The following is a 24606-nucleotide window of genomic DNA, read 5'->3' as shown; positions in this document are numbered from 1 at the left end:
AATAAAGAGTTACAAGTAAATTCGTAGTTCATTATTAGATTCGGATAAATAAATTTAAAACTAAAATATAGGTATTATGATTTTGACCTATCGGAATGTTTTGTAACTACATTAGTAATTACAAATTGTAGTAATGTACCCAATATTCTTTTGATAGGATTGTGTGATGATCCCAATAAAACTTTTTTTGTCAAATAACCAGTTGAAATACCAATAACATTACTAAGTATATTTCCTTTAAAATCTGATGAGGTTGCCATTTGGCCCAAAGCATTTTTGATTATATTCAAAGGTTTTAAACTTTCATACGTATGATAATACTGGTCTTTAAGAAGTACTAATTCGTTAGCTTGTTTTATTTTAAGCAATTGTATTGTTTCCTTAAGAATGTCTGTCTCGCTAATGGTTTTCATATTAACTTTTTTTAAGCATTTTGACAATGATAAAATTACTGATTGGCATTTTTAGCCATTGATCTTTATACTTATATAGTACTAATGAAATTAAGAAATAACCAATAGACACCATAAAAAAACCAAAATATACTTTTCCTAATAATTCGCCTATCCATAAAGAAAGACCAATATTAGCTAAAAAGGCAAACATAACAAAAACAATAGAAACAGTTAATCGAGAAAGGAGTGAGGACATGACATCAGCAGTTTTATCTACTGCATTTAACTTCACTAATTCTACAGTTGTTCTAGTATAATCCTCTGCTTTCTCAAAAAGCATTTCTATTGTTGTTGCGTTGTTTTCCATGGTGTAAATTGTAAATGTGTTTACTTGTGAAATTTTAATATTCAAGTGTCTTTCTAGATACTCGTGTTTTTAATTTCATGTTTCACATCATCAAATTTTGATTTTCCTTCGGCGATTAAATTTTCACTTTCATTCCAAATTTTCTCATACTTTTTATTTATTGTCCCCAATAAAGTATCTAATTTGTCTTTTAATTCATCAGCATAATCGTTGCTTTTGTCCATAATTTTTTTTCTTGTTTTGTCCCCTTTTTCAGGTGCAAACAATACTCCTAATAATGCTCCAACGGCTACGCCTCCTAAAACTCCTAATATTATTTTATCTGCTTTCATAAATATGTATTTTATTATTTAACGATTTGATTTAGAGACTTCTGCCTTGTATAAGTCTAAATAGTATTGCAATAACAGCAATGACTAGAAGAACGTGTATAATTGAACCTACGCTGAATGCAAAGAATCCAATTGCCCAAAAAATGACTAAAATAACTGCGATTGTGTAAAGAAGATTGCTCATGATTTCTAGTTTTTAATGAATTTATTTTTACTTGATTCGTTTTGTAGGTTAATTATAAGGGCATATCATATTAGATTCTTTTGCCTTGAATGATTCTCAATATAACTGCAATAACTGCAATAACAAGAAGAATGTGAATAATTGATCCTACGCTGTATGCAAAGAATCCAATTGCCCAAAAAAGGACTAATATTACTGCGATTGTGTATAGTAAATTGCTCATGATTATGATTTTTTTTTGAATTATTATTTTTTAGTTTAGTTTAAGACCTATATAAGCGCTTAAAACACTGTTTTTTGCATCTGAGGAAATAAAGCTATCTTCTTTTCCAATTCTAGTTAATCCATAATTGTATCGCACTCCAAAGTTCACTACATCTAAATCAATCCCAACACCACCAGCAAGACCAGCGTCAAACTTATTGAAGTCATTAGTATCTAATTCAGCTTGAGATGATCCAAAATTAGAATCATTAGTTGTTTTTCCACTAACCATATAGGCTGCGTATGGACCTACATGCACATTAAAATTATCTGTAATATTCATTACTAATAAAACGGGTACTTCGATGTAGTTGATATTGAATTTAGCAGTTCCTTGCGCAAAAGTATTATTGTAAACTAATTCAGCACCTTTGGTAGTATAGCTTATTTCAGGTTGAATTGCGATAGAATTAGTAATAGGAAATTTAGCGTATAATCCTGCATTGAATCCGGTCAACACATTATTATCATCTACATTATCAGTGTATAGATTGGAGAAGTTTAAGCCTCCCTTAAAACCATAAGAAGCAGTTTTATCTTGAGCTTGAACACTTGTAAAAGACATAAAGCCTGCCACTAAAGAAGCGAAAACCAGTTTATTTGAATTTTTCATATTAATTGTTTTTTGTTATTGAATTATTACATTACAAAGATCATCAACTTACGCACTTTCTTTGTTACAATACTTTTGGTTAAGTTTACATTATTCACACCTTAAATGATTGATCAGTAAATATTTTGGAGCTATTTTTAATCAAAAAGGATTTAGATGTAAAAAAACGAGCAAAAAAACTTGTCCTTCTTTTTGACTATTGCTTATTGTAGTTTCTTATATTATGTTTAATGTCAAATGTTTTACTTTCTAGCTGCTTAAATAGCTTTGGATGTCATTTTATAATTCAAACTAGAATATTTTTATATTGCTAGTCTGAATTATACAACGGTTTAGATTTAGGAATCTATTACTAGTGTTAAACAAGTTCTTATACAATAAATGTACTAGATAAATGGAATAATCTTAAGAATTTCTTCCTTGGATTTACCCAATTTAATTTGGAGTTTTTCCATCATTTCCTCTTTTTTACCTTCTGTAAACAGTAAATCATTATCGGTTAAAGCGGCAAATTTTTGTTTTAATTTTCCTTTTTGCTCTTCCCAATTTCCTTTTAGCTTTATTGAGTTCATTTTTTTAGATGTATTGTATGTGAAATAATATTCACTTTACAAAGTTGAGGTGTTTACCGATAAAATCAGTTGCATAACTTTTATAATTAGTTGTTTTATTCACTGATTTTATATAAAAAATGAAAAATAAATTGGTTTGTATGAAATGATTTAATTGTTCTTTAGTGGTAATGAGAATAAATAATTTTATTAATTTGAATTATCGATATGATTTGGAATGTATTTTTCCAATATGTTTTCTAAAGATTCGTAATAATTAGTTAGTGCTTTATTATTTATTTCAGGATTTGAAATATTTGGTATAGTCACAGGAATCTCTGATAAGTACTTAGATAATTCAGGATAATCATTTTGTATTTTCAATGTTATTTTTAGAATAGCGTCATTGAGTTCTTTTTCAGTTTTCATGTGAGTTATTTTTTAGGTTTATTTTAGAACGGTACTTTTATTGGAGTTTAAAAAATAAAATCATTAAAAACATCGCAAGGTAAAATGATGTTTTTAATGATTTTTATGGAACTGAATGTTTTGTAAAAGCTTTTTTGAATTAAAAAAAAAAGCATATTATGATCTTTATAGTATGATAAATGCTCCTATATCAGTAGTGATACCGGCTGTAACTTCTATATCCGTTTTTGTTATAGGTAATAACGGTAACGCAGGAGTTATAGTAATAGTGTAGATTCCAGGAGGAAGTCCCATAACTAAGAAATCACCGTTTTCATTAACATTACTTGTATAACTTACAGCTGTTGATGAAGTAGCTTCAACCACTGCCATTGTTCCTATTGGAGTGATTTTACCTTTTATGGAACCGCTAATTGGTTTTTCTATAGTTCGAATAACGGGTTTCAATTGATATCCTCCATTTCCTAATTTAACTACCGATTTGTTAGCATCAAAATCCAAAAGAACAGTATATAAAATTCCTGCTTGAAGCGTTTGATTAACTTGAAGTTTTAAACCGCTTTGTTCAGCACTAGGAGTGCTCAAAGGATAACTTACACCATCAAGTACTACCGTGTTAGCTGCACCAAGAATAAGCCTTATTTGTTTCACGGAAGAAATTTCTAGTGAATCAGTCGCAATTAATGCATCTACACCATTAGATAATTCTAGTAAATTATAAATGCCTTTTTCTACATTTAATGCTATAGTTTTACCATCATCTCCTATTACTTCTACACCTTGGAGGTCTATATTCACTTCGTCGTAAGGGCCGGGTGCATCAGTCAATCTTACAGCATAAGGATAACTAGCATTGGTATCATCATTGTTACAGGAATAAATTAATAATCCAAGCATGATGAAAGACAAGATAAATTTCATTTTTTTCATTTTCATTTAAATTTAGGGATTCAAAATAATTGTATAGTTTTGTAAAGGTACTATGTACTCCAAAATCAAATGTTATACTACTTTACTATTAAGTTGTAGAATTTTCACTTTCAGTCACTTATAAACAAGTATTTTCTTAATATAGCCAGTTTTTTAAAATCTGTTTCAAGTTCTTGATAGCTATAGTTATTTGTAAAAAATTATTTTATAGTATCAAATTTTACACCCATATTTAGTTCTTTCTTCATTTCTAGTTCTTCCTGATCTTCTAAATCATCTAGTTTTTTATCTTCTGCTCTTTTCTTTTTATTAAAATAGCCTCTTAAAAGGAAATTATGTTTTGCAGCTTCAATAACTTCATTGAGCCCTTCTGTTCCTTTTTTTACATTAGTTAAGGTAGAATCAATCATTCTTCCCATCTTCTCGTCAGTTACAAATTTTGAAAGTGCCCCTTTTCCATTATTCATTTTTACTGTAAACTTTTCAAATTCGTTGGAGCTATTTTCCAGGTTAGTAACCATATTTTTTATACTATTTCCAAATTCCTCATCCGAGACTAGTTTAGATAAAGCGCCATTTCCGTTATTCATGCTATAGCTAAACTGAGCAAGTTGAGCTGTAATAACACCTGCATTATCTACACTTTTTTTAACGCTAACCATTAAATCATCCATTTCTATAGCTTGCTTTGAAGCGATATTATCATTGTCTTCTACAATAACATTAGAGTCTCTACCAGAAGATATTGTGAGCACTTTATCGCCCATTAAACCGTCTGAGCTTATACTTGCAATAGCATCTTTTTTGATGTATTTACGAACTTCTTCTTTTATAACTAATTTAATAACTACTGAAGTATCTGTAAGAAATTCAATCTCCTCCACTGTACCAATATTAATTCCAGAAAAGCGAACATTATTACCTACTTCAAGTCCGTTTACCGAATTAAATTTTGAATTCAATTCAAATGTAGCACCAAATAAATTTTTCTGTTTTCCAACAAAATATATTGTTGTCACAAAAAGTACTAAACCGATAATGACAAACATTCCTAATTTCCATTGGTATCCTGATTCTTTATTCATTTTTTATTCTTTTATTGGTTATATAAAGAAAGAACGAACCCATTCGTCTTCACTTTTTTCTAATTCTGGGTATGTTCCCTCAGTATGTATGACGCCATCTTTTAGAATCACCAATCGATCAGCAGTGTATTTTGCACAAGCCATGTCATGAGTGATAATAATGGATGATGTTTTATTTTTTTTCTGAATTTCTAGTATTAATTCGCTGATTTCTCTAGAAGTTATAGTATCTAATCCAGTTGTAGGTTCGTCATATAATATTATTTCTGGTTTCAAAATTAGAGTTCTAGCAAGACCAATTCTTTTTCGCATTCCCCCAGATAATTCCGAAGGCATTTTATCAATTGCTTCACTCAAACCTACACTTTCTAAAACGTCTTTTATTTCACTTTCTAATTCTCCAGCAGATAAATCTTTAGCATGGCGTTTCAATGTAAATCCTAGATTTTCTCGAACACTCATGGAATCATATAGCGCAGCATTTTGAAAAAGAAAACCAATGCGAACTCTAATTTCATTAAGTTCATTGTTTTCTAATTTTGTTATATCTGTGCCAAATACATGGATTTCACCTTCATCAGCAATCAATAAACCAACTAAACATTTTATGGTTATTGACTTACCCGAACCTGATTTACCCAAAACCACTAAATTTTCCCCTTTATTAACACTGAAAGTAACACCTTTTAGCACTTCATTGCTCCCAAAGGATTTATGAAGTTCTTTTATTTCTATTACTGAATTATTCGTTTTAGAAATAGGGGTAGGAGCTTTTATTGTTGTTGTTTCTTGTCTCATTTTAGAAAAATAAATCAGTTAGTTGTACAGCAAGCATATCAATAATAAATATGGTAAGAGACGCGGTAACTACTGCAGAGTTTGCTGCTTTACCAACACTTTCAGTTCCATTAGCAGCATTAAACCCTTTATAACAGCCAATCATTCCAATAAAAAAGCCAAAGAAAAAAGTTTTCATAGTCGCTGGAAAAATATCTAAAAATGTAATGGCTTCTAAAACTTGAGAGATGTAGCGATATAAATTAACATCACTATGAATATTTATACCTACATATCCTCCAATAATACCAATGCCATCTGCAAAAATTACTAATAACGGAATCATAAGCGTCGTGGCTAAAATTCTTGTAACGACTAAATATTTGTAGGGATTTATTGCGGAAACTTCCATTGCATCTATTTGCTCGGTTACTTTCATAGATCCTAACTCAGCGCCAATACCAGATGAAACTTTTCCTGCGCAAATCAATGCAGTAATCACAGGTGCTATTTCTCTAATTAGTGATAATGCAACCATACTCGGCAACCAGGATTCGGCGCCAAACTTGGCTAATGTAGGTCTTGATTGTAACGTAAGCACTAAGCCCATTATAAAGCCAGTGATGGTAACTAAGGGCAAAGATTTATACCCAATAACGTAACATTGTTTTATGAATTCCTTGATTTCATAAGGAGGTTTTATCACTTCTTTAAAAAAACGAATTGTAAATAATGTAATGCTGCCTACATCATTGAACGTTTCTTTCAAGTACGTTGTAAGACTTTCTTTTTTGGCTATTATACTATTCATTATTCATTGTTTTTATGGATGCAAATTGAAATGGACTAAAATAAACTAGAAGAGTTTTCTTGATTTAAGATAGTATCAAATCCCCTAATTTTTTAACTTTGGCATGATGCGCAGTTAATAAAATTTGTTGGGATTTGACGATGATGAGAAGTTCAGTGGTTAGATAATCAAAATTATTTTCCAATGTTTCTTTGTAGCTTTTTATGGTTACAAATTCTTTGTATTCAATAGTATTTAAAATATCTTCTCTGTCTTTGTCAATAAGTTTTGCTTTAAAAATCATCCAAAGCCTTATAAAAAAGCTGTTTTTTTTTAATTTTATCAACAGGACTTCCACCCATTTTTTGAACTTCTTCTAGTAGTTCTGATTTAAAAATTTCACTTGTTTTTTGGCATTCAGAAAATAAATTTTTTAAATCACTTTCTTCAGTTGCTACTGTTGCAGTTTCATAAACCAGAATCCTATCATTATTGATTTCAATAAGATTATTTAAAACAACAATTGATTTCTCTTTATTCATAGTATTCTATTTTAAATTGACTACTATACAAAGGTCGTCATGAATGTAAGTGAAGGTGTTATATAACTATTGATTAATGTTGCATTATTCACACATTCAGTGAATTAAAAAAAAAACTAACGTCAGAATTAAGCTTCTCTTTTATTGCTTGCTACAATTAAAACAACACCTCCAACAGCAAGTATAATTCCTATAATTGGAGACCATTTTACAGGATGATTTACCTCCTTATTGATTTGAAGTGGTCCAATATCAACTACGTTTTCAGTTGTTACATAATTAAAACTGGTGTACAATAGCATAACTATTCCTAAAATAATCATGGCTAATCCTATGGTTTTTGTTTTCATTTTTGTTTTTTTTAAGGTTATGGATAAATCAATTAAAGATTTTTATTATTCTCTTGAAAAGTATTCTTTGACAAAATTATGTTGCTGATTTTCATCCATTTTATCAGTTTCTTTAATCTCGAATTTTATTTTTAAAAAACGGATGTCTTCACTTAAAAGATCAAAGAGTTCTATTTTGCATCAGTTGGCCCAAATAGAATTACGCGTTTGTAATTTTTTATGGCTTCTCCGATTCTCTTGTAGTAATCAAAAAGTTGTTTTTTCTCTTTGATGAAATTTGAATTATCTGATTTTACTATACTTTCAATTTTTTCTTGATCATTAAGTTTTGATTCAATAGTTTCTATTTCAAAATGCTTAGAAGTAAATTCCATTAAATGAGCCATGTTATGATCCATCCAAACGCCTAATTTTTTTGTTGTTTTCATACTTATTTTTTTAGTATTATGTATTGAAACTGTTTTTATAATTAATGAATTACAATTATTTAAATTTCAGCTATTTAATCTAAAAAAATATTATATTAATTTGCAAAAATATTATATAATTTACATGTTTCTAAATAGGAATGTCAACTGAATTAATTGGGGTAAAAAAAGAAAAAGAATCTTTCATTAAAACATAAATCTCACTACCAAAAAGGGCTATTGTAGAAACAATAGCCCTTAACCAAACCCAAAAAAAACTAACCTAATTTTACTATTTTTATAAAGCTTTATTTGTTGTAGATTGCTCTTCTTCTATTTTTTTAGATGTTATTTTACCAACCCTACAATGACTTTTTGAAGCTGAATACACTTCGTTTTCCTGATTTTCCATTTGTTTGTATTTTTTTATTATTCTAAATATCGTCTTAATGTCCAAGCCATTGTTTCATGTGCAGCCAACAAACCAGTAAGGAAATCAGCGGTTGCAGCATCCTTATTTTCTTCAGAACTGGTATCAACATCTTTTCGGAGTTGTACGATAACTATTTCATGATCTTCTAATAATTCTTTAACCATTTCTTTTTGAGATGGGTAATGATTAGGTGACTCTTTGATTATGGTCAAATCTGAAAACTCTTTCATTGTTCCAATAGTTTTTCCACCTAATTTGCTGATGCGTTCTGCAACTTCATCTATAGAAGCTTCTAGTTCTATATATTGACCCTCAAATAATTTGTGAAATTCCATAAAGCTTTCACCTGAAACATTCCAATGAAATTTTCTTAATTTAACATATAATGTCATTTCATTCGCTAAAATTGAAGATAGGATTGAAATACTATTTTTTAAATGTTCTTGTGTAATTCCAATTTGTAGTTTCATATTTTCTATATTTTATGATTGAATCGATATTCTAATAAGACTTTATTATTAGTTTTTTTTGACAGGATTTAAACGATGTCCAATCATTAATAAAGAATAAGCACAATACAAAGGTGATTTTATTCCTTTTTAAAAGTATTACAAGATTTTAAAAATAAGTTATATGATTCACACCTTGGCGGAAAACTACATTTTAATGCGCTTTAAATGAGTGTCATGTGTGTTTTAAAGTGATTGAATTGATTTAGTTTACTCTTCATTTATGGAATTTTTATATAACGCAAATAACCGCTCTCGACTATAAGAAAGAAGAGAGCGGTTATTGGTATTGTAAGCTATATCGATTTTATTTTATGATTCGTCTTTTGTAGTACGAACCAAACTGATTCCAGAAAAGAAGAAAATAACACCCAGAATACCGTAAATAATTAATGACTTGACATCTGTCATGTCGCCAGATGTTTCAGCAAATAATACTGCAGTATAAATAAGACCACCTATTCCAAGTGCTGTAAGTAATGCTCCAAAGATTCTTTTAAGATTCATTTTTTTGTTTTTTTAAGGATTGATATTGTGATTGATTTTCATATTTAACTTTCAAAGCCTACTTAATAAAAAAAGAAATACCTTTGATTTAATTAACTTCAAATATTTGTATTTGAGTTGATTACAAAGCAAAGGTAATTCGGTTAAACTCTAAAAGAGTTACATAATTGTAAACAAAAGTTATATCATTCACACACTAAAAAAACTACATTCTATCCATGTACCAATTTAGTTCCTTTTCCATTTTTTGAAATTTAAAAACAGAAGTAATTATTTTTTGCAAGCGAACAAAAGCAGTTTCGCTTTTCACAACATAGTCTACAGCTTTATGGTGCATGCAGTTTATGGCAACTTCAATTTTGTCTTGAGACGATAACATAATTACTGGAATTTCAGGATTGAAAGCCTTTATTTTATCCAATGTTTCAATTCCGTTCATGGCATTTTCAACAATGCCATCTAGTTGATAATCTAAAATTACAACATCTGGATTATTATTTATATTTGCGATGCAAAGCTCTCCGGTAGAAAAAGTCTCTACTATAAAATCAGCATTTTCTAAAAATTCAATTTCTAAAGATTTTAAAAATAAGGCATCATCATCTACTAGGAAAATCTTTATTTTAGTATCATTTTTCATTATATGGTCTTTTTGATTATATTAAATTCTTCTTGTAATTCTTGGCATGCTTGTAAACAAATTTCTTCAAGTTGTAGCACTAGGTCATCTATTCCTTCCAGTTTTTCTTGTGCAATTGCAAATTCCTGAATTTTTTTGGCCATATTTTCAAAGTTGGAATTCATTCCCATTATGGCAAAAGATGGTATCATTTTATGTGCTGCGGCACCTAATAATTGCCAGTTTTTATCCTGTAAACTTTGTTTTAGAGTATTGATTAGCGACGGAGTTTGTGATAAATACAGGGAAATCATTTCCATCATTAGGGTAGGATTTGATTTTGTCCGTTGATTTAAATAAATCAAATCAATACATTTTATTTTTTTCTCTTTAGAGTTAGTATCCTCTATGGTCTCATTTAGTTTAGCACTAAGTTTTTCAAGTTTTGGCTTTTTTAATATTCCAACAATTTTGCTATACAATAGTCTTTCGTCAACTGGTTTTGCTAGATAATCATTCATTCCTACCGCTTTGCATTTGGCTAAATCCACAGTTGTAACATCAGCCGTTAATGCAATTATAGGAATTTTAGAATTCATTGTTGTACGAATGTATTCTGTAGCTTCAAATCCATTCATTTCAGGCATTTGTAAGTCCATAAGAATGATGTCGTAATCATTTTCTTTTAATTTATCAATGGCTATTTTTCCATTTTCGGCAATATCTCTGGAAAATCCAAAATCATCCAATAATGTCTTCATTAGCAATTGATTAAGAGGTATGTCCTCAACTACTAATACTTTAATATTTTTTATTTCAGTATCTAATTCTAATAGTTCATTTTCTAATTCAGCATCGGCATTTGTTTTTTGAAAACTTAAAGTAAAACTAAATGTAGATCCTTCATTAACGGTACTTCTTACTCTAATATTTCCACCTTGCGGTTCTACTAATTGTTTTACTATGGCTAGGCCTAATCCTGTTCCTCCATATATTCTTGATGTACCGCTGGAGGCTTGTTGAAAATTTTCAAATATCTTCCCAATTTTTTCCTCTGGAATACCTATTCCTGTGTCAATTACAGCAAATTCTATAACCACTTTATCATCATCCTCATGCAATAAATGTACACTTACTGTAATTTTTCCAGTTGTAGTAAATTTTACAGCATTACTTACTAAGTTTAAAACAATTTGGTGTAAACGAACAGGGTCGCCTACTAGAACCTCAGGAATTTTACTGTCGTATTCCGTAATTAATTTTAAATTTTTTTCTTGAATTTTTGTTTCAAATAAATGAAGCATTGCAGAAACAGAAGATTTCATTTTGAAAGGTGTTTTTTCAAAAGTCATCTTACCGGCATCCACTTTTGCTAAATCAAGAATATCATTTATAAGAACGATTAAAGCATCACCACTTATTTTAATTGCGTTTAAATATTCTTTTTGTTTTTCTGTCAAATCTGTTTTTAAAACCACTTTAGTAAAACCGATAATCGCGTTCATCGGCGTACGTATTTCATGGCTCATATTAGACAAAAATTGTTGCTTTGCTTTTACTGCATTTTCAGCTATTATAGTCGCATTTTCAGCATTTATTTTAGCTTCTTCGGCAATTTCAGTGGCTAATTCAGCAAATACTCTAGCTTCTATTAACTCTGAGGCAATTCTATTTTGTTCTGTTACATCGCGAGCTACAATTACTACTCCCAGTACATTTCCTTTATCATCTTTATAAACGGAACCATTGAATAACACATCCGTTAGTTTACCTTCTTTATGACGAAGTGTTAGCGGAGAATCAGCTACTGAACCTTTTTCAAAAACTTCTTGATATACTTCGTGTGCTTTTTGTTTTTCAGTAAAATAACTGAAAAAATCAGAGTTAATTAAATGACCTCGATCTAATCCCGTAATATTTACTGTGGCTTGATTTACATCGGTAATTTTCCCTTCAGTATTTATTGTAATTAATGGGTCTAAACTAGCCTCAATGAGACTTCTAGCGTATTGTGATTCTTGATTTTTTATAATTTCTATTTTTTTATAAAATTGATTCGAATTTCTTTTTTATTTTAAATTGCCAATTTCTTCAATAGGGCTTCGCCTTTTATCTTTTAATTGTTTAAAATGAGAAGGAGAGAGGCCAGTAACTTTTTTAAACTGGCTGGATAAATGTGCTACACTACTGTAGTTCATTTTCCATGCGATTTCAGTGATGTTTAATTCACCATAAATAATCAATTCTTTTATTCGCTCTGTTTTATGGGAAATTATAAACTGCTCAATAGTAGTTCCTTGTACTTCTGAAAACAAGTTGGAGAGATAGGTATAGTCATGATTTAGTTGTTGACTCAGATAATCAGAAAAATTAATTTTTATATTTTCTGTTGAATGATGCACCATTTGAATAATCACATTCTTAATCTTTTCGATCAGCATGGATTTTTTATCATCCATTAATTCTAGACCAGAGTCTAAAAGTGCAATTTTTAATTGTTGTCTCTGGTCCATCGAAATGTTTTCCATGATTTCGACTTCGCCTAGATCAACAACCATGAAGTGCAATTGGAGTTTTTTTAACTCTTCTTTAACCGCCATTTTGCAGCGATTACTTACCATGTATTTTATGTATAGTTTCAAAGATATTTCGTTTACGTTTTAGAAAAATTATTTTTTTTTCACGTTAAAGTTACATTATATATTCTAATGAACACTGAATTAGAAATATATCCATGTAAGATACGGCTAAATGGTAATTATTGTTAGTAGTAAGTTGTAGGACATAGTGCATTATTTTTTTGAAAAAAATGGCTTAATAATGCTATTATAGAAGTATTATTAATTTTCATAGCCGCTCTTTATAGTTGTTGAAATCATTTTAAATTGTACACTTGCATTAAATGAATGTGTGGAGTGAGCGGGAATTATTATTCCTTCACCTAATTTTAGTAAATGTTTTGTTTCATTTATAAAAATCTCAGCAGTTCCATCAATTATTTGGATGTAGTTGTCAAAAGGAGATGTTCTTTCTGATAATTCTTCACCTGCATCAAATGATAAAGCCGTAATGTTTCCGGTAGTTTTTTTTATTATAGTTCTACTTAAAACTGCATTTGGTATGTATTGTATGATTTCAACTATGATGTGTGATTCAGCTTTTGTTAAGTCAGAATTATCTATGGGGGTATTTTTATGTTGCATATTGGCTATTTAATTGCTTAGCTATAAATTTAAATTTTGTGAAGGTACTCGCTTTAATGTCAATTTTGTTATATAATGTTTAAAAGAGTTTGTTTTTTGTATAAATATTCAATAACCAAGCCAATAATTTGTTGGAAAAAGCAAAGATGTTTATAAACGAAATATTTTATTTCAATATTAAAACCTATAGGTGATAAATTACAAAAGCCTCTTTAGTCCAAAAATGGATTAAAGAGGCTTTCCCTTGGGGATAAAAGGGAGCGTAAATAGGAATCGTTTTTATTTAAAATTATTTCATCGAGAAAGGATTTGCCCAATCTAATGATTTAATAGCCGAAACTTTATTCTCTTGATTCATTGAAACACGAAGTTCCTTATTGGCTACTTTTTTTGAATACAATGCTTTGTAGCGAAAAATTGTTGTTCCGTCAAAATTGTTTTTATAGATTTCAACTAATTGAAGATCAATAAAAGTACCATAATATTGGCGAAATCTGGTACAGGTTTTAGTTAGTCTTTCTTCAGTAGTATTATTAATTACTGATGCTGTAGCCTCACTTTGGTTGAAGGGTTTGAATTTAGAGGTATTACAAGTCATTAAGACTCTTTTTCCTAATTCATACGCTTTACTCTTTTGACTTTCGTTCACTTCTGACAGACCAAGTTTTTCAATTTTAACCTTTTCCGGTTCAGGAGCAACAACAACCTTTTTTGATTTACATCCAATAAGCAGTAGAATACTAAAGACAATAATTATTTTTTTCATATTCATATAATTTTTAATAAGATATTCGGATCTGGACAGTTCTTTAAATACTGTTTTAAGTCCTTTTCACTACAAACCCCAGGATAATCGCCAAAGGTATTTGAAATTTCTTCTATAATCTGAAAGTGCAAATGAGGTGCGTAATCTCCATTTACGGATGCATCTCCTAAAGTTGCTATTTGTTGCCCTTTTTCGAAAATAGTACCAATTTCAATATCGTTAATACTTTCTAACGAAAGATGTCCGTATAAAGTATAAAATTTTTGATTTTCTATTTTATGTTCTAAGATAATTGTTGGGCCATAATCGCCTATACCAGTATTGTAATTAAAACTATGCACAAATCCATTAAGTGCTGCTAATACTGGAGTTCCAGCTTTAATCCATAAATCTAAGCCAATATGGATATTTCTTTCTTCCGTTTTAGAATCGTTAAAAATATCACTTCGTTTGTACAAATTTCTAATTTCATTATAACCACCAAAAGCTACTTTCCCATTATTTTCACTTAAATAATTTTCGATGTAATTTTCAAAATCAATTGAATTTTCAATAGTATGTTTTGTAAAATTTTCATTTTTAATAGATAAATCCAAAGGAATGTATTGGTCGTAATCTATTGATTTGTCTATTACTTTTACATTTTGGATGTCTTTTAATATAGTTTCCAGTACTGTCATAATTGGTGTTAATTTTTTATAAATCCTAAATTTAAAATAAAAAAGGGAAACATAAAAGACTTAAGCGGGCATTATAACTTTTAATTGTGAAAAAACAGCTTCTATAGCTAGCTGAATATTATGAATTATCAAAATTTAAATATTTCTAAAATAATAAAATAAAAAATGCCAATAGAATCTGTCCTATTGGCATTCAAACTCATTAGTAAATAGAGTGTGAGATTATTTCTTGATTTCAACTTTAGCCTCACCACCGGAAAGTTCTACACTAGTTTTAGTCTTTCCATCTTTAGTAGTCACATTTATACCATCTGTCCCTACTTTTATAGATGTGCTATCTTTTGCCTCAGTAGTAACAGTTGTAGTTGCCTCACTCGAAGTCTCAGTTTGTGTTGCGGGAACTGGTGTTTCTTCTTTTTTCTTGCAGGAAACGATCGCAAGTAGTGATAGTATTCCTAAAAACAATGATACTTTTTTCATTTTATTTTTTTTATAATGGATTGATGTACAAGATACTGTTTTATTTGATTGATGTGAGTCAGAATTTGACATAATATAAAAATCCCAATCAGTTACGATTGGGATACTACTTTATAAATCACTTAATTTTAATATAAACTTGGATATTTTGAAGGATTTACTTCATTCATCATAGCATAGACTTTTTCAAAAATATCTTCTGCAGAAGGTTTTGAGAAGTAGTCTCCGTCTGTTCCATAAGCTGGTCTGTGTTCTTTTGCAGTTAAAGTTTGTGGTTTACTATCTAAATAAGCATAAGCATCTTGTTGCTCAATAATTTGTTGTAAAATATAAGCCGAAGCTCCACCAGGAAGATCTTCGTCAATAACTAATAGACGATTTGTTTTAGCAATACTTTTCACTACATCTTGATTGACATCAAATGGAAGTAATGATTGTAAATCGATAATCTCGCAATCAATACCAACTTCTAGTAACTCGTTTGCAGCTTGTTGCACCAAACGCAATGTTGATCCATATGAAACAAGTGTAATATCAGCTCCTTCTTTCAAAGTTTCCACAACCCCAATAGGAGTTTTGAATGCTCCATAGTTCAAAGGCATTTTTTCTTTTAATCGGTACCCATTCAAGCATTCGATTACTAAAGCGGGCTCGTCACATTCTAACAAACTGTTATAAAATCCGGCTGCTTGTGTCATATTTCTTGGAACCAATACATGGATTCCTCGTATCGCGTTTATGATCATTCCCATTGGAGAACCAGAATGCCAAATTCCTTCTAAACGATGGCCACGTGTTCGTATGATTAATGGCGCTTTTTGTTTTCCAACAGTACGGTATCTTAATGTAGCTAAATCATCACTCATGATTTGAATTGCGTACAATAAATAATCTAAATATTGAATTTCTGCAATAGGACGTAAGCCTCTTAGTGCCATTCCAATTCCTTGACCTAGTATGGTTGCTTCACGAATTCCCACATCGGCAACACGTAATTCTCCATATTTTTCCTGCATTCCTTCTAAACCTTGATTTACATCACCAATAGCTCCTGCGTCTTCACCAAAAATTAAGGTTTCAGGATATTTGGTAAAAATTGCATCAAAATTGTCACGAAGAATCATGCGTCCATCTGTGTCTTCTTTTGCGTTTTCTGAGTATGATGGTAGTACTTTTTCTACTGAGTAGACATTTAAGTCTGTTTCAGAAAATAAGTTACTACTGAATTTTTCTTGTGTTTTTTGTGCGTAAGAACTAATCCATTGAGACAATTCTTCTTTTCCGTTTTCATTTAAAATTAAACGCAAAACTTTACGTGCCGCCACTAAAATTTCCTTTTTCAAAGGTGATTTTATACCACTTAAGTCAGCTGTATAGTTTAAAATTCTATCTTTATTTTTACTGGTCTCCGCTATTTTTTCTAATAATGCAATGAGTTGTTTTTGTTCTTCAACTATTGGTTCAATAAAAGCATTCCAAGCAGCTTTTTTACCTTCTAATACATCTTTTTTTGCTTGAGCATCAATAGCATCGATTTCTTCTGGTGAAGCAATATTGATAGCAATCATCCACAATTTCATTTGACGAATACAATCAAAATCTCTTTCCCAAGCTAATCGGTCTGCGTTTTTATATCTTTCGTGGGAACCAGAACTAGAATGTCCTTGAGGTTGCGTCAATTCATTTACGTGAATCAAAACTGGAATGTGGTTTTCACGTGCAATATCAGCAGCTTTCTCGTAAGTAGCAACTAAGTCAGCATAATCCCAACCTTTTACTTTTAGGATTTCATAACCATTACTTCCTTTTTCTCTTTGGTATCCTTTTAAAATCTCCGAAATGTTTTCTTTTGTAGTTTGGTGTTTTGCATGTACTGAAATTCCATACTCATCGTCCCAAACACTCATAACCATAGGAACTTGTAAGACACCTGCAGCATTTATGGTTTCAAAAAACAATCCTTCAGATGTACTTGCATTTCCTATTGTTCCCCATGCAATTTCATTTCCTTCAATAGAAAAGTTAGTTGCATTTGGTATTCCTGAAACTTGTCTGTATATTTTTGACGCTTGCGCAAGTCCTAATAAACGAGGCATTTGTCCTGCTGTTGGCGATATATCAGCACTTGAGTTTTTTTGTTTTGTTAAGTTTTTCCAACTTCCATCTTCATTTAAGCTATGAGTGGCAAAGTGACCGCCCATTTGTCTACCTGCTGACATTGGTTCTTGTTCAATATCGGTATGACCATATAGACCGGCAAAAAATTGTTGTACCGTTAATTCTCCAATAGCCATCATAAAAGTTTGATCACGATAATATCCAGAACGGAAGTCACCATTTTTGAATGCTTTCGCCATGGCTAGTTGCGGTACTTCTTTTCCATCACCAAAAATGCCAAATTTAGCTTTTCCAGTCAATACTTCTTTACGTCCTAAAAGACTGCATTCTCTGCTAACTATGGCTAATTTATAGTCATTCAGCACTTCGATTTTGAAATCTTCAAATGTCAATGTAGTATTGGTTTTTTCTTTTATCATAATTGAAAAGTATAACTTTGTGTGGCAAATTTACTTAAAAACTAGCTATTTTCATAATACATTGAAAGAAATAGAATTTAATTTTTTCAATTTATTCTAGTTAAAAGAACTTTATTTTTTTACTATGTGTAATTTTAAATGCTAATTACTAAGAATAATTCAATAAATAATGAAAATAATATTGGATTAGAACCATTTTCGATTAAAAAGATTGATTAATGTTTTAGGTGAAAAAGTAACTATAAAGCGTACTTTTTCGTTATAATTGTTTTGTGCAATTTCCCATCCATTATTTGAATATACCGGAAAATACAACTCAAAGTAATCGGTAACCAGATTGAGACGAATGCCGCTGTCATATAAAAATTTTTCATTTTGGTTTTTATTTTTTATAAAACCGATGTCTCCATAAACTTCTATCCAATTCCAAATACTAACACTTGCATTTAAACTTGTGATCCATCTATTTGCATAGGGAGTATACATTTTTGATTTAAAACCTCCTTCTGCCAATATGAATTGTTGGCTGTAAAAACCAGTGCTTTCTGAACGCCCAAAATAGTTGTAATCAAACAAATAATCCGTAGGTCTGTCTGAGGCGAAACTAAAAAAATCAGATTCTGTTTTATTGTATAAAAAACTTCCCGCATAGAATCGCAAATTAATTTGTCGATTGTTTTCAAAAAGCTTTCTGTATTCTATTTCGCCGTTTATTTTTCCAAATTTCTCTGAGATTTGAAGATCTGAACTGAAATTAAAATGATTGGTTACTTCTGTTTTTGTATTTATATAACGTGCATCAAAAATGGAATATCTAGATGGAGCATTGTCCATTGTAAAATCGCTTTCTTCTCTATTTACAATAACTTGTCTTAAAAGGATCAGTTGTTTTCTGTTGTCTCTAAAATTGGGTTCCCTAATTCTCATTTGCACCATAGGATTTAATCTAAGGTAAGAAGCATCTTGTGCATAATGAAAGTAAGAGCCACTAAAAGAATATTTTACATTATAAAGTGTACTGTTTCGATAATTTTGATTGACTACAAATGAAGCTATTCCGGATAAATTATTTGATCTAGTAGAGTAGGACGGATTGATATCAAATGTAAAAGGCTTGTCTAAAATTGTTTTATTATGCAATCGTAATCCGGGAGTTATTCCGTCATATAAATTGTAATATATAGAGGGAACATATAAAACTTGGTTGTAATAGGGATCTTCTAAATCTTTAAAAAAAACAAACTTAACGGGACGATTATTTGGAAAAAAGCCGTCTAGTTTTTTCCAATTGTTTCGCAAATTATATTCAGGAACTTCATTCTTTAAATTTAAAATAATTTTATCGGCTCCATTTCTTTGAATCGTAAAAGTACTGTCACATTCTTCAATATCCAGCCATTGTTTAAAAACAACTGCGCCTTTTTTTGTACCATAAACTGGAATTGGAATAGGAGTTCCAGTTCTGTTTATTACTGAAAAAGTGATACTGTCATTGGTTTTCTTAACACTAGAAAATTTATAATCAATAATAGATCTGGAATTAATTATGGTATTAAAAAACCAGTTAATGTCTTTATCGGTATTTGATTTAAGTATGGTTTCAAAATCAGTTCTGGAAACTTGTTTGAGCTGATTTTGATTGTAAAATTGTTTGATACTTTTAGGGACAGCACCATTTTGTAAATAATCATCCAAAAATCGAATACTTAATCCGGAACGATATTTACTGGCTATTTGTTCATTGAATTTTATCAAAGTGTTTTTTGGATCTCCAAGCGTTTGATCTAGATTTTTCCGAGCCATTAGCATATAAAAATAACTGTACTGATCATTAAAACCAATATTAGCAATATTAAAACTCTTCAAGAGTCGGATGTTCGATACGCTTCCCATCATTTTTGTGTTTGGGTGATTTTCATCCATGTATTTCATCATGGCATAAACCTGCAAACCATCATATATCCAGTTGTCTTTTCTGGGGTCTAATTGCAAACTTGTTTTTAGATATTCATTTAAATAGGTTTTTAGAAATTTAATTTCAAAAAGAAATTCGTCCGAAAATGGACTAATAAATGCTGGAAGTTGGTTTAAACCATAAAAAGGATTCCTCTCGTAGTCTGCTTGCGAAACAATAATTTTTTCATGTGGATATTTTCCAATTAAATCGTTTGTGAAATTCACCACACGATCTATTACAATCGCTTTTTGAATTGCATCTAATTTGTTGTTTTTTAAATTAGTGAGTACTTCAACGGTACTATTTTTAAAACTTTCAAAATAGCTTTTTGGCTCTATAATTAGACCGAAATTTGTCCTGCTGTTCCCTGATAATTTATATGTTGTAAAAGCTTCGTTAGTTGTTATTTTACTACTCTTTAAATCAGTAATAGCTTCTAAATTTTTAGGTATTTTTAAATCAATTTCAAAACCCGAATAAGCATTGGCGATATCATCTAAATTAGTATTGCTGTATCGTATGAAATCATGGTCTTCATAACGTGTAGGTGTAAGAAACCAGTTTTTTAAATTGATATTTCCATTAGTATTGTATCCGTATTTTGTGAATTTATCACTTGGTATTTTAGTGAGATAAGTCAGATGTAAAATAATTTTCTGATTCGGAAGTAAATTTTCGGCTAGTCTAACTTCAATTAAATCAGGGTTTTTATCTGGTCTTTTCCATGATAAAACTTCTTTATTTTCATCTAAAATAGAGACATTTTTCGTGCTTCCACGTTCTTCTTCTTTTGCTAAATGAAAACCTCTATAAAATTCATCCGAAAAGCGTTTGGCTAATGGTGTGTTTTTATCAGAAAATGCATTGTTCCAATCATTTAAAACTATCGTTGATAATGTATCATTAGACTGATTGAAAAAAGTAATTTCTTGTTCAATTGCCACAGTTTTGTTATTTGAATTCAACTCAACACTCATTTTAGAATGATGTTGTGCATGCTGTTTTATCGAAACTAATAAAACAAACGCATAAATTGCAATTTTAAAATAGGAGTTCAAATTCTGATATTGATTTTATTAAAAAATAAATATACTTTTTTTTAGAACAAAACACTATAAAATCTACCTTATTAACATAAAAAAAGCTGTCTATTAGACAGCTTTTTTGTTAAAAATTCGGAGTTAAATCATATTTTTTATAGAATTTATCTAATACATCGACCACTTCATCTTCAGTGTCTACAATTTTGAATAAATTCAAATCTTCGGCACTTACAGTATGCTCTTTTTCTATTAAAACTGTTTTAATCCAATCAATTAATCCGGACCAAAAACTCGTTCCAACAAGAATAATTGGGAACTTAGCAATTTTTTTAGTCTGAATCAAAGTCATCGCTTCAAACAATTCATCCATCGTTCCAAAACCTCCTGGCATCACCACAAATCCTTGTGAATATTTAACAAACATTACTTTTCGAACAAAGAAATAATCAAAATTTAAGTTTTTATCATTGTCAATATACGGATTAAAATGTTGCTCAAAAGGCAATTCAATATTCAATCCCACCGATGTACCGCCGCCAAGGTGTGCGCCTTTATTACCTGCTTCCATAATTCCAGGACCACCGCCAGTAATGACACCATAACCCGCTTTACTGATTTTATAAGCAATTTTTTCGGCAAGTAAATAATATTTATCTTCTGGTTTTGTTCGTGCAGAACCAAAAATACTCACACATGGACCTATGCGTCCCATACTTTCATAACCGTTTACAAATTCGGCCATGATTTTAAAAATCGCCCAACTGTCATTTGTTCTTATTTCGTTCCAGGTCTTTCTTTTTAGTCTGTCTTGGATAACTTTATCCTCGTCATTGTCAAAATCTTCTAATCTCATTTTCTTTATTTTAAATCTTATTTTTTTTGGAGCAACCTCTAGCTATTCGTTTCAATCTTATGCGCCGAACCCCGGCTCATAATGATTTTCACTGCTATCTGGGCTATGGCTCAATATTACGAAAGTAATTCTTTTTTCAAGAACTGCGCAGTATAGCTTTTTTTATTTTTAGCCACCTCTTCTGGTGTTCCTTTGGCAATAAGTTGTCCACCGCCTTTTCCACCTTCAGGACCAATGTCGATTATGTAGTCTGCCAATTTGATAACATCCATATTGTGTTCGATAATTAATATTGTATTTCCTTTATCAACCAGTTTGTTAATTACTTCCATCAATACTCTGATGTCTTCAAAGTGCAATCCGGTTGTAGGTTCGTCTAAAATATAAAACGTATTTCCTGTATCTTTTTTAGACAATTCTCCGGCCAGTTTAATACGTTGTGCTTCACCACCGGAAAGTGTCGTGCTTTGTTGGCCAAGTGTAATATAGCCCAAACCAACATCCTGAATGGTTTTTACTTTTCTGTAAATTTTCGGAATCATTTCAAAAAACGGTACCGCTTCATCTACCGTCATATTCAGCACATCCGAAATGGATTTTCCTTTATATCGAATTTCCAATGTTTCTCTGTTAAAACGCTTCCCTTGACAGGTTTCACATTCTACATAAACATCAGGTAAAAAGTTCATTTCAATGGTTCGTACACCAGAACCTTCGCAGGTTTCACAGCGTCCGCCTTTGACATTAAAACTAAAACGACCCGCTTTATATCCCCGAATCATACTTTCGGAAGTCATTGTAAACAGATTTCTGATTTCGGTGAAAACCTCTGTGTATGTTGCCGGATTACTTCGTGGTGTTCTCCCAATAGGGCTTTGGTCAATATCAATCACTTTATCGATATGTTCCAATCCTTCTATTTTTTTATAGGGTTGTGGTTTTTTGACACCGTTGAAATAATACGCGTTCAAAATAGGGTAGAGCGTTTCATTAATCAAAGTCGATTTTCCACTTCCCGAAACTCCGGTTACGCAAATCATTTTACCTAAAGGCAATTCTATCGAAACATTTTTCAAGTTATTTCCTGTTGCACCAGTCAGTTTTAAAAACTTCCCATTTCCCTCACGGCGCTTTGCAGGAACCTCGATTTTCATTTCGCCGTTCATATACATCGCTGTAATAGTATGATGTTTCAAGATTTCTGCAGGTGTTCCTTTGCTGATGATTTCGCCTCCGTATTTTCCTGCTTTTGGTCCAATATCAATCACATAATCGGCACGTTCAATCATGTCCTTGTCGTGTTCTACCACAATTACAGAGTTTCCTATATCGCGCAATTGCTCTAGGGAATGAATTAGTTTTTCATTGTCTCTTTGGTGTAAACCAATACTCGGTTCATCTAAAATATACAAAACTCCAACCAACTGCGAACCAATTTGCGTGGCTAATCGAATGCGTTGTGCTTCACCTCCGGAAAGTGATTTGGAGCTTCGGCTTAAAGCTAAATAATTCAAACCTACATTCATCAAAAAGTTCAATCGATCCTTAATTTCTTTGATTACTTCCGTAGCGATACGCTTTTGTTTATCAGATAAATGGTTGTCTAAATCAAGAAACCAAGCGGTCAAATCCGAAATATCCATATCGCACAATTCGGTAATGTTTTTTTTATTAATCTTAAAGAACTGTGCTTCTTTTTTCAAACGAGAACCTTCACAAACTGGACATTTTATTTCGTCCATGAATTCCTTGGCCCAACGTTTTATGCTTGTGGAACCGCTCTCATCATGTTGGTTTTTGATAAAATGCGAAATCCCTTCAAAATCAATTTTGTATTCTCGGGCAACACCTAAATCTTTGGAGTTGATGGTGAATTTTTCTTTTCCTCCATTCAAGATCATTTCCATGGCTTCCTCCGGAATGGTTGATACAGCATCCGTCAATTTGAAACCATATTTTTCACCTATGATCTCCAATTGCTTAAAAATCCATGAAGATTTATATTCGCCCAAAGGAGCAAAACCTCCTGCTTTTATAGATAGTTTTGGATTTGGAATAATTTTCTTAGTATTAATTTCGTTAACGGTTCCTAAACCGTTGCAATGGTCACAAGCACCTTTTGGCGAATTGAAAGAAAATAAATTGGGCTCTGGATTTTGATACGAAATTCCAGTCGTAGGGCACATCAAATTCCGACTAAAAAACCGAACCTCGTTTGAATCCTGATCCAAAACCATCAACACATTTTCTCCGTGATGCATGGCCGTATTGATACTTTCTGTTAAACGTTTTTCATTGTCAGCAGTATCTTCAATAACCATTCTGTCCACAACAATTTCGATATCATGTGTTTTGTAACGGTCTAATTTCATTCCTAAAGTAATATCCAGCACTTCTCCGTTTACGCGAACTTTAAGGAAACCTTGCTTCGCAATTTGTTGGAAAAGTTCTGCATAATGTCCTTTACGAGCTCGGATAACTGGTGCCAAAATATTGATTCTTTTCCCTGCGAAATCTTGAATTATTAAATCCTTAATTTGCTCATCAGAGTAGGAAACCATTTTTTCACCGGTGTTGTAGCTATAGGCATCAGCACCACGCGCATAAAGCAAACGCAGGAAATCGTAAATTTCAGTTATGGTTCCCACAGTCGACCGTGGGCTTTTGCTAGTCGTTTTTTGTTCAATAGCAATTACGGGAGAAAGTCCGTCAATTTTATCAACATCAGGACGCTCTAAACCACCCAAAAATTGGCGCGCATAAGCAGAAAAAGTTTCTACATAACGGCGCTGCCCTTCGGCATAAATGGTATCAAAAGCCAAGGAAGATTTCCCAGAACCAGAAAGACCAGTAATTACTACCAGTTTTTCACGAGGAATCGAAATGTCTATATTTTTTAAGTTGTGTACGCGAGCACCTTGAACTTCAATGGTATTGTCTTTGTCTAGCATAATTTTTTGCAAAATGCAAAGTTACCATTTTGATTTATTCTTTCGATACAAC

General features: G+C 31.1%; 29 protein-coding genes. All 29 read right to left on the bottom strand.

Annotated elements, in window-relative coordinates:
• Positions 1–74: 74 nt before the first annotated feature.
• Complete coding sequence (locus tag V5J73_RS08235; protein WP_338644887.1) at positions 75–413, bottom strand: hypothetical protein; 339 nt, start codon at positions 411–413, stop codon at positions 75–77.
• A 1-nt stretch (position 414) separates the two neighbouring features.
• Entirely contained in the window at positions 415–762 is a 348-nt protein-coding gene (locus V5J73_RS08230; RefSeq protein ID WP_338644885.1) for a hypothetical protein, read from the bottom strand.
• A 53-nt stretch (positions 763–815) separates the two neighbouring features.
• On the bottom strand, positions 816–1094 hold the full coding sequence (locus V5J73_RS08225) for a YtxH domain-containing protein (protein WP_338644883.1): 279 nt from the start codon (positions 1092–1094) through the stop codon (positions 816–818).
• 31 nt (positions 1095–1125) lie between these two features.
• On the bottom strand, positions 1126–1278 hold the full coding sequence (locus V5J73_RS08220; RefSeq protein WP_338644881.1) for a lmo0937 family membrane protein: 153 nt from the start codon (positions 1276–1278) through the stop codon (positions 1126–1128).
• Between the two features lie 70 nt (positions 1279–1348).
• The gene (locus V5J73_RS08215; RefSeq protein WP_338644879.1) at positions 1349–1501 is read right to left on the bottom strand and encodes a lmo0937 family membrane protein; all 153 of its coding nucleotides are present in this window, start codon (positions 1499–1501) and stop codon (positions 1349–1351) included.
• Positions 1502–1531: 30 nt separating this feature from the next.
• The gene (locus V5J73_RS08210) at positions 1532–2155 is read right to left on the bottom strand and encodes a porin family protein (protein WP_338644877.1); all 624 of its coding nucleotides are present in this window, start codon (positions 2153–2155) and stop codon (positions 1532–1534) included.
• Between the two features lie 386 nt (positions 2156–2541).
• The gene (locus tag V5J73_RS08205) at positions 2542–2727 is read right to left on the bottom strand and encodes a CsbD family protein (protein ID WP_338644875.1); all 186 of its coding nucleotides are present in this window, start codon (positions 2725–2727) and stop codon (positions 2542–2544) included.
• A gap of 189 nt (positions 2728–2916) precedes the next feature.
• The gene (locus V5J73_RS08200; protein WP_338644873.1) at positions 2917–3135 is read right to left on the bottom strand and encodes a hypothetical protein; all 219 of its coding nucleotides are present in this window, start codon (positions 3133–3135) and stop codon (positions 2917–2919) included.
• A 165-nt stretch (positions 3136–3300) separates the two neighbouring features.
• A complete protein-coding gene (locus tag V5J73_RS08195; RefSeq protein ID WP_338644871.1) occupies positions 3301–4065 on the bottom strand; it encodes a DUF4382 domain-containing protein in 765 nt (254 codons plus the stop codon).
• Positions 4066–4265: 200 nt separating this feature from the next.
• Positions 4266–5150, bottom strand: a complete 885-nt coding sequence (locus tag V5J73_RS08190) for an MlaD family protein (RefSeq protein ID WP_338644869.1) — start codon at positions 5148–5150, stop codon at positions 4266–4268.
• Between the two features lie 18 nt (positions 5151–5168).
• Positions 5169–5948: an ABC transporter ATP-binding protein gene (locus V5J73_RS08185; protein ID WP_338644867.1), complete on the bottom strand. Its 780-nt coding sequence runs from the start codon at positions 5946–5948 to the stop codon at positions 5169–5171.
• 1 nt (position 5949) lies between these two features.
• Positions 5950–6738 (bottom strand): MlaE family ABC transporter permease, encoded by a 789-nt coding sequence (locus V5J73_RS08180; RefSeq protein WP_338644865.1) that lies wholly within the window; start codon positions 6736–6738, stop codon positions 5950–5952.
• Positions 6739–6802: 64 nt separating this feature from the next.
• On the bottom strand, positions 6803–7021 hold the full coding sequence (locus V5J73_RS08175) for a hypothetical protein (protein WP_338644863.1): 219 nt from the start codon (positions 7019–7021) through the stop codon (positions 6803–6805).
• Positions 7011–7259, bottom strand: coding sequence for a DUF2383 domain-containing protein (locus tag V5J73_RS08170; protein WP_338644861.1), 249 nt, complete (start codon positions 7257–7259; stop codon positions 7011–7013). Before V5J73_RS08170 ends, V5J73_RS08175 begins: the two co-directional genes overlap by 11 nt.
• A gap of 128 nt (positions 7260–7387) precedes the next feature.
• On the bottom strand, positions 7388–7609 hold the full coding sequence (locus tag V5J73_RS08165) for a hypothetical protein (RefSeq protein ID WP_338644859.1): 222 nt from the start codon (positions 7607–7609) through the stop codon (positions 7388–7390).
• A 170-nt stretch (positions 7610–7779) separates the two neighbouring features.
• Positions 7780–8037 (bottom strand): hypothetical protein, encoded by a 258-nt coding sequence (locus V5J73_RS08160; RefSeq protein ID WP_338644858.1) that lies wholly within the window; start codon positions 8035–8037, stop codon positions 7780–7782.
• A gap of 408 nt (positions 8038–8445) precedes the next feature.
• Complete coding sequence (locus tag V5J73_RS08155) at positions 8446–8919, bottom strand: Dps family protein (RefSeq protein ID WP_338644856.1); 474 nt, start codon at positions 8917–8919, stop codon at positions 8446–8448.
• 351 nt (positions 8920–9270) lie between these two features.
• Positions 9271–9465, bottom strand: a complete 195-nt coding sequence (locus tag V5J73_RS08150) for a hypothetical protein (protein WP_338644854.1) — start codon at positions 9463–9465, stop codon at positions 9271–9273.
• Between the two features lie 205 nt (positions 9466–9670).
• Positions 9671–10105 carry a response regulator gene (locus V5J73_RS08145; protein ID WP_338644852.1) on the bottom strand — a complete coding sequence of 145 codons (435 nt, stop codon included), beginning with the start codon at positions 10103–10105 and terminating at the stop codon, positions 9671–9673.
• On the bottom strand, positions 10105–12048 hold the full coding sequence (locus tag V5J73_RS08140) for a PAS domain-containing hybrid sensor histidine kinase/response regulator (protein WP_338648607.1): 1944 nt from the start codon (positions 12046–12048) through the stop codon (positions 10105–10107). Before V5J73_RS08140 ends, V5J73_RS08145 begins: the two co-directional genes overlap by 1 nt.
• A gap of 105 nt (positions 12049–12153) precedes the next feature.
• Positions 12154–12705, bottom strand: coding sequence for a helix-turn-helix domain-containing protein (locus V5J73_RS08135; RefSeq protein WP_338648606.1), 552 nt, complete (start codon positions 12703–12705; stop codon positions 12154–12156).
• Positions 12706–12924: 219 nt separating this feature from the next.
• Entirely contained in the window at positions 12925–13287 is a 363-nt protein-coding gene (locus V5J73_RS08130; RefSeq protein ID WP_338644850.1) for a cupin domain-containing protein, read from the bottom strand.
• Positions 13288–13576: 289 nt separating this feature from the next.
• Complete coding sequence (locus V5J73_RS08125) at positions 13577–14053, bottom strand: hypothetical protein (RefSeq protein WP_338644848.1); 477 nt, start codon at positions 14051–14053, stop codon at positions 13577–13579.
• A 2-nt stretch (positions 14054–14055) separates the two neighbouring features.
• On the bottom strand, positions 14056–14733 hold the full coding sequence (locus V5J73_RS08120) for a peptidoglycan DD-metalloendopeptidase family protein (RefSeq protein WP_338644846.1): 678 nt from the start codon (positions 14731–14733) through the stop codon (positions 14056–14058).
• 222 nt (positions 14734–14955) lie between these two features.
• On the bottom strand, positions 14956–15213 hold the full coding sequence (locus V5J73_RS08115) for a hypothetical protein (RefSeq protein WP_338644844.1): 258 nt from the start codon (positions 15211–15213) through the stop codon (positions 14956–14958).
• 128 nt (positions 15214–15341) lie between these two features.
• Positions 15342–17750 (bottom strand): alpha-ketoacid dehydrogenase subunit alpha/beta, encoded by a 2409-nt coding sequence (locus V5J73_RS08110; RefSeq protein ID WP_338644842.1) that lies wholly within the window; start codon positions 17748–17750, stop codon positions 15342–15344.
• 186 nt (positions 17751–17936) lie between these two features.
• Positions 17937–20684: an aminopeptidase gene (locus V5J73_RS08105; RefSeq protein WP_338648605.1), complete on the bottom strand. Its 2748-nt coding sequence runs from the start codon at positions 20682–20684 to the stop codon at positions 17937–17939.
• Positions 20685–20874: 190 nt separating this feature from the next.
• Positions 20875–21603 carry an LOG family protein gene (locus V5J73_RS08100; protein WP_338644840.1) on the bottom strand — a complete coding sequence of 243 codons (729 nt, stop codon included), beginning with the start codon at positions 21601–21603 and terminating at the stop codon, positions 20875–20877.
• A gap of 116 nt (positions 21604–21719) precedes the next feature.
• Positions 21720–24554, bottom strand: coding sequence for an excinuclease ABC subunit UvrA (gene uvrA / locus V5J73_RS08095; RefSeq protein ID WP_338644838.1), 2835 nt, complete (start codon positions 24552–24554; stop codon positions 21720–21722).
• Positions 24555–24606: the final 52 nt, after the last annotated feature.

This window comes from Flavobacterium sp. KS-LB2 (genome assembly GCF_036895565.1).
In the GTDB taxonomy this organism is placed as follows: domain Bacteria; phylum Bacteroidota; class Bacteroidia; order Flavobacteriales; family Flavobacteriaceae; genus Flavobacterium.
This window is presented reverse-complemented; position numbering and strand designations above follow the sequence as displayed.

What these genes read in the sequence shown, in the direction of transcription:
- V5J73_RS08120 (WP_338644846.1), bottom strand. Translation starts at nt 14,733, where the DNA reads ATGACAGTACTGGAAACTATATTAAAAGACATCCAAAATGTAAAAGTA.
- V5J73_RS08125 (WP_338644848.1), bottom strand. Translation starts at nt 14,053, where the DNA reads ATGAAAAAAATAATTATTGTCTTTAGTATTCTACTGCTTATTGGATGT.
- V5J73_RS08155 (WP_338644856.1), bottom strand. Translation starts at nt 8,919, where the DNA reads ATGAAACTACAAATTGGAATTACACAAGAACATTTAAAAAATAGTATT.
- V5J73_RS08145 (WP_338644852.1), bottom strand. Translation starts at nt 10,105, where the DNA reads ATGAAAAATGATACTAAAATAAAGATTTTCCTAGTAGATGATGATGCC.
- V5J73_RS08105 (WP_338648605.1), bottom strand. Translation starts at nt 20,684, where the DNA reads ATGAGTGTTGAGTTGAATTCAAATAACAAAACTGTGGCAATTGAACAA.
- V5J73_RS08180 (WP_338644865.1), bottom strand. Translation starts at nt 6,738, where the DNA reads ATGAATAGTATAATAGCCAAAAAAGAAAGTCTTACAACGTACTTGAAA.
- V5J73_RS08220 (WP_338644881.1), bottom strand. Translation starts at nt 1,278, where the DNA reads ATGAGCAATCTTCTTTACACAATCGCAGTTATTTTAGTCATTTTTTGG.
- V5J73_RS08150 (WP_338644854.1), bottom strand. Translation starts at nt 9,465, where the DNA reads ATGAATCTTAAAAGAATCTTTGGAGCATTACTTACAGCACTTGGAATA.
- V5J73_RS08215 (WP_338644879.1), bottom strand. Translation starts at nt 1,501, where the DNA reads ATGAGCAATTTACTATACACAATCGCAGTAATATTAGTCCTTTTTTGG.
- uvrA (WP_338644838.1), bottom strand. Translation starts at nt 24,554, where the DNA reads ATGCTAGACAAAGACAATACCATTGAAGTTCAAGGTGCTCGCGTACAC.
- V5J73_RS08170 (WP_338644861.1), bottom strand. Translation starts at nt 7,259, where the DNA reads ATGAATAAAGAGAAATCAATTGTTGTTTTAAATAATCTTATTGAAATC.
- V5J73_RS08160 (WP_338644858.1), bottom strand. Translation starts at nt 8,037, where the DNA reads ATGAAAACAACAAAAAAATTAGGCGTTTGGATGGATCATAACATGGCT.
- V5J73_RS08175 (WP_338644863.1), bottom strand. Translation starts at nt 7,021, where the DNA reads ATGATTTTTAAAGCAAAACTTATTGACAAAGACAGAGAAGATATTTTA.
- V5J73_RS08100 (WP_338644840.1), bottom strand. Translation starts at nt 21,603, where the DNA reads ATGAGATTAGAAGATTTTGACAATGACGAGGATAAAGTTATCCAAGAC.
- V5J73_RS08210 (WP_338644877.1), bottom strand. Translation starts at nt 2,155, where the DNA reads ATGAAAAATTCAAATAAACTGGTTTTCGCTTCTTTAGTGGCAGGCTTT.
- V5J73_RS08230 (WP_338644885.1), bottom strand. Translation starts at nt 762, where the DNA reads ATGGAAAACAACGCAACAACAATAGAAATGCTTTTTGAGAAAGCAGAG.
- V5J73_RS08185 (WP_338644867.1), bottom strand. Translation starts at nt 5,948, where the DNA reads ATGAGACAAGAAACAACAACAATAAAAGCTCCTACCCCTATTTCTAAA.
- V5J73_RS08130 (WP_338644850.1), bottom strand. Translation starts at nt 13,287, where the DNA reads ATGCAACATAAAAATACCCCCATAGATAATTCTGACTTAACAAAAGCT.
- V5J73_RS08225 (WP_338644883.1), bottom strand. Translation starts at nt 1,094, where the DNA reads ATGAAAGCAGATAAAATAATATTAGGAGTTTTAGGAGGCGTAGCCGTT.
- V5J73_RS08110 (WP_338644842.1), bottom strand. Translation starts at nt 17,750, where the DNA reads ATGATAAAAGAAAAAACCAATACTACATTGACATTTGAAGATTTCAAA.
- V5J73_RS08205 (WP_338644875.1), bottom strand. Translation starts at nt 2,727, where the DNA reads ATGAACTCAATAAAGCTAAAAGGAAATTGGGAAGAGCAAAAAGGAAAA.
- V5J73_RS08165 (WP_338644859.1), bottom strand. Translation starts at nt 7,609, where the DNA reads ATGAAAACAAAAACCATAGGATTAGCCATGATTATTTTAGGAATAGTT.
- V5J73_RS08200 (WP_338644873.1), bottom strand. Translation starts at nt 3,135, where the DNA reads ATGAAAACTGAAAAAGAACTCAATGACGCTATTCTAAAAATAACATTG.
- V5J73_RS08190 (WP_338644869.1), bottom strand. Translation starts at nt 5,150, where the DNA reads ATGAATAAAGAATCAGGATACCAATGGAAATTAGGAATGTTTGTCATT.
- V5J73_RS08115 (WP_338644844.1), bottom strand. Translation starts at nt 15,213, where the DNA reads ATGAAAAAAGTATCATTGTTTTTAGGAATACTATCACTACTTGCGATC.
- V5J73_RS08135 (WP_338648606.1), bottom strand. Translation starts at nt 12,705, where the DNA reads ATGGTAAGTAATCGCTGCAAAATGGCGGTTAAAGAAGAGTTAAAAAAA.
- V5J73_RS08195 (WP_338644871.1), bottom strand. Translation starts at nt 4,065, where the DNA reads ATGAAAAAAATGAAATTTATCTTGTCTTTCATCATGCTTGGATTATTA.
- V5J73_RS08235 (WP_338644887.1), bottom strand. Translation starts at nt 413, where the DNA reads ATGAAAACCATTAGCGAGACAGACATTCTTAAGGAAACAATACAATTG.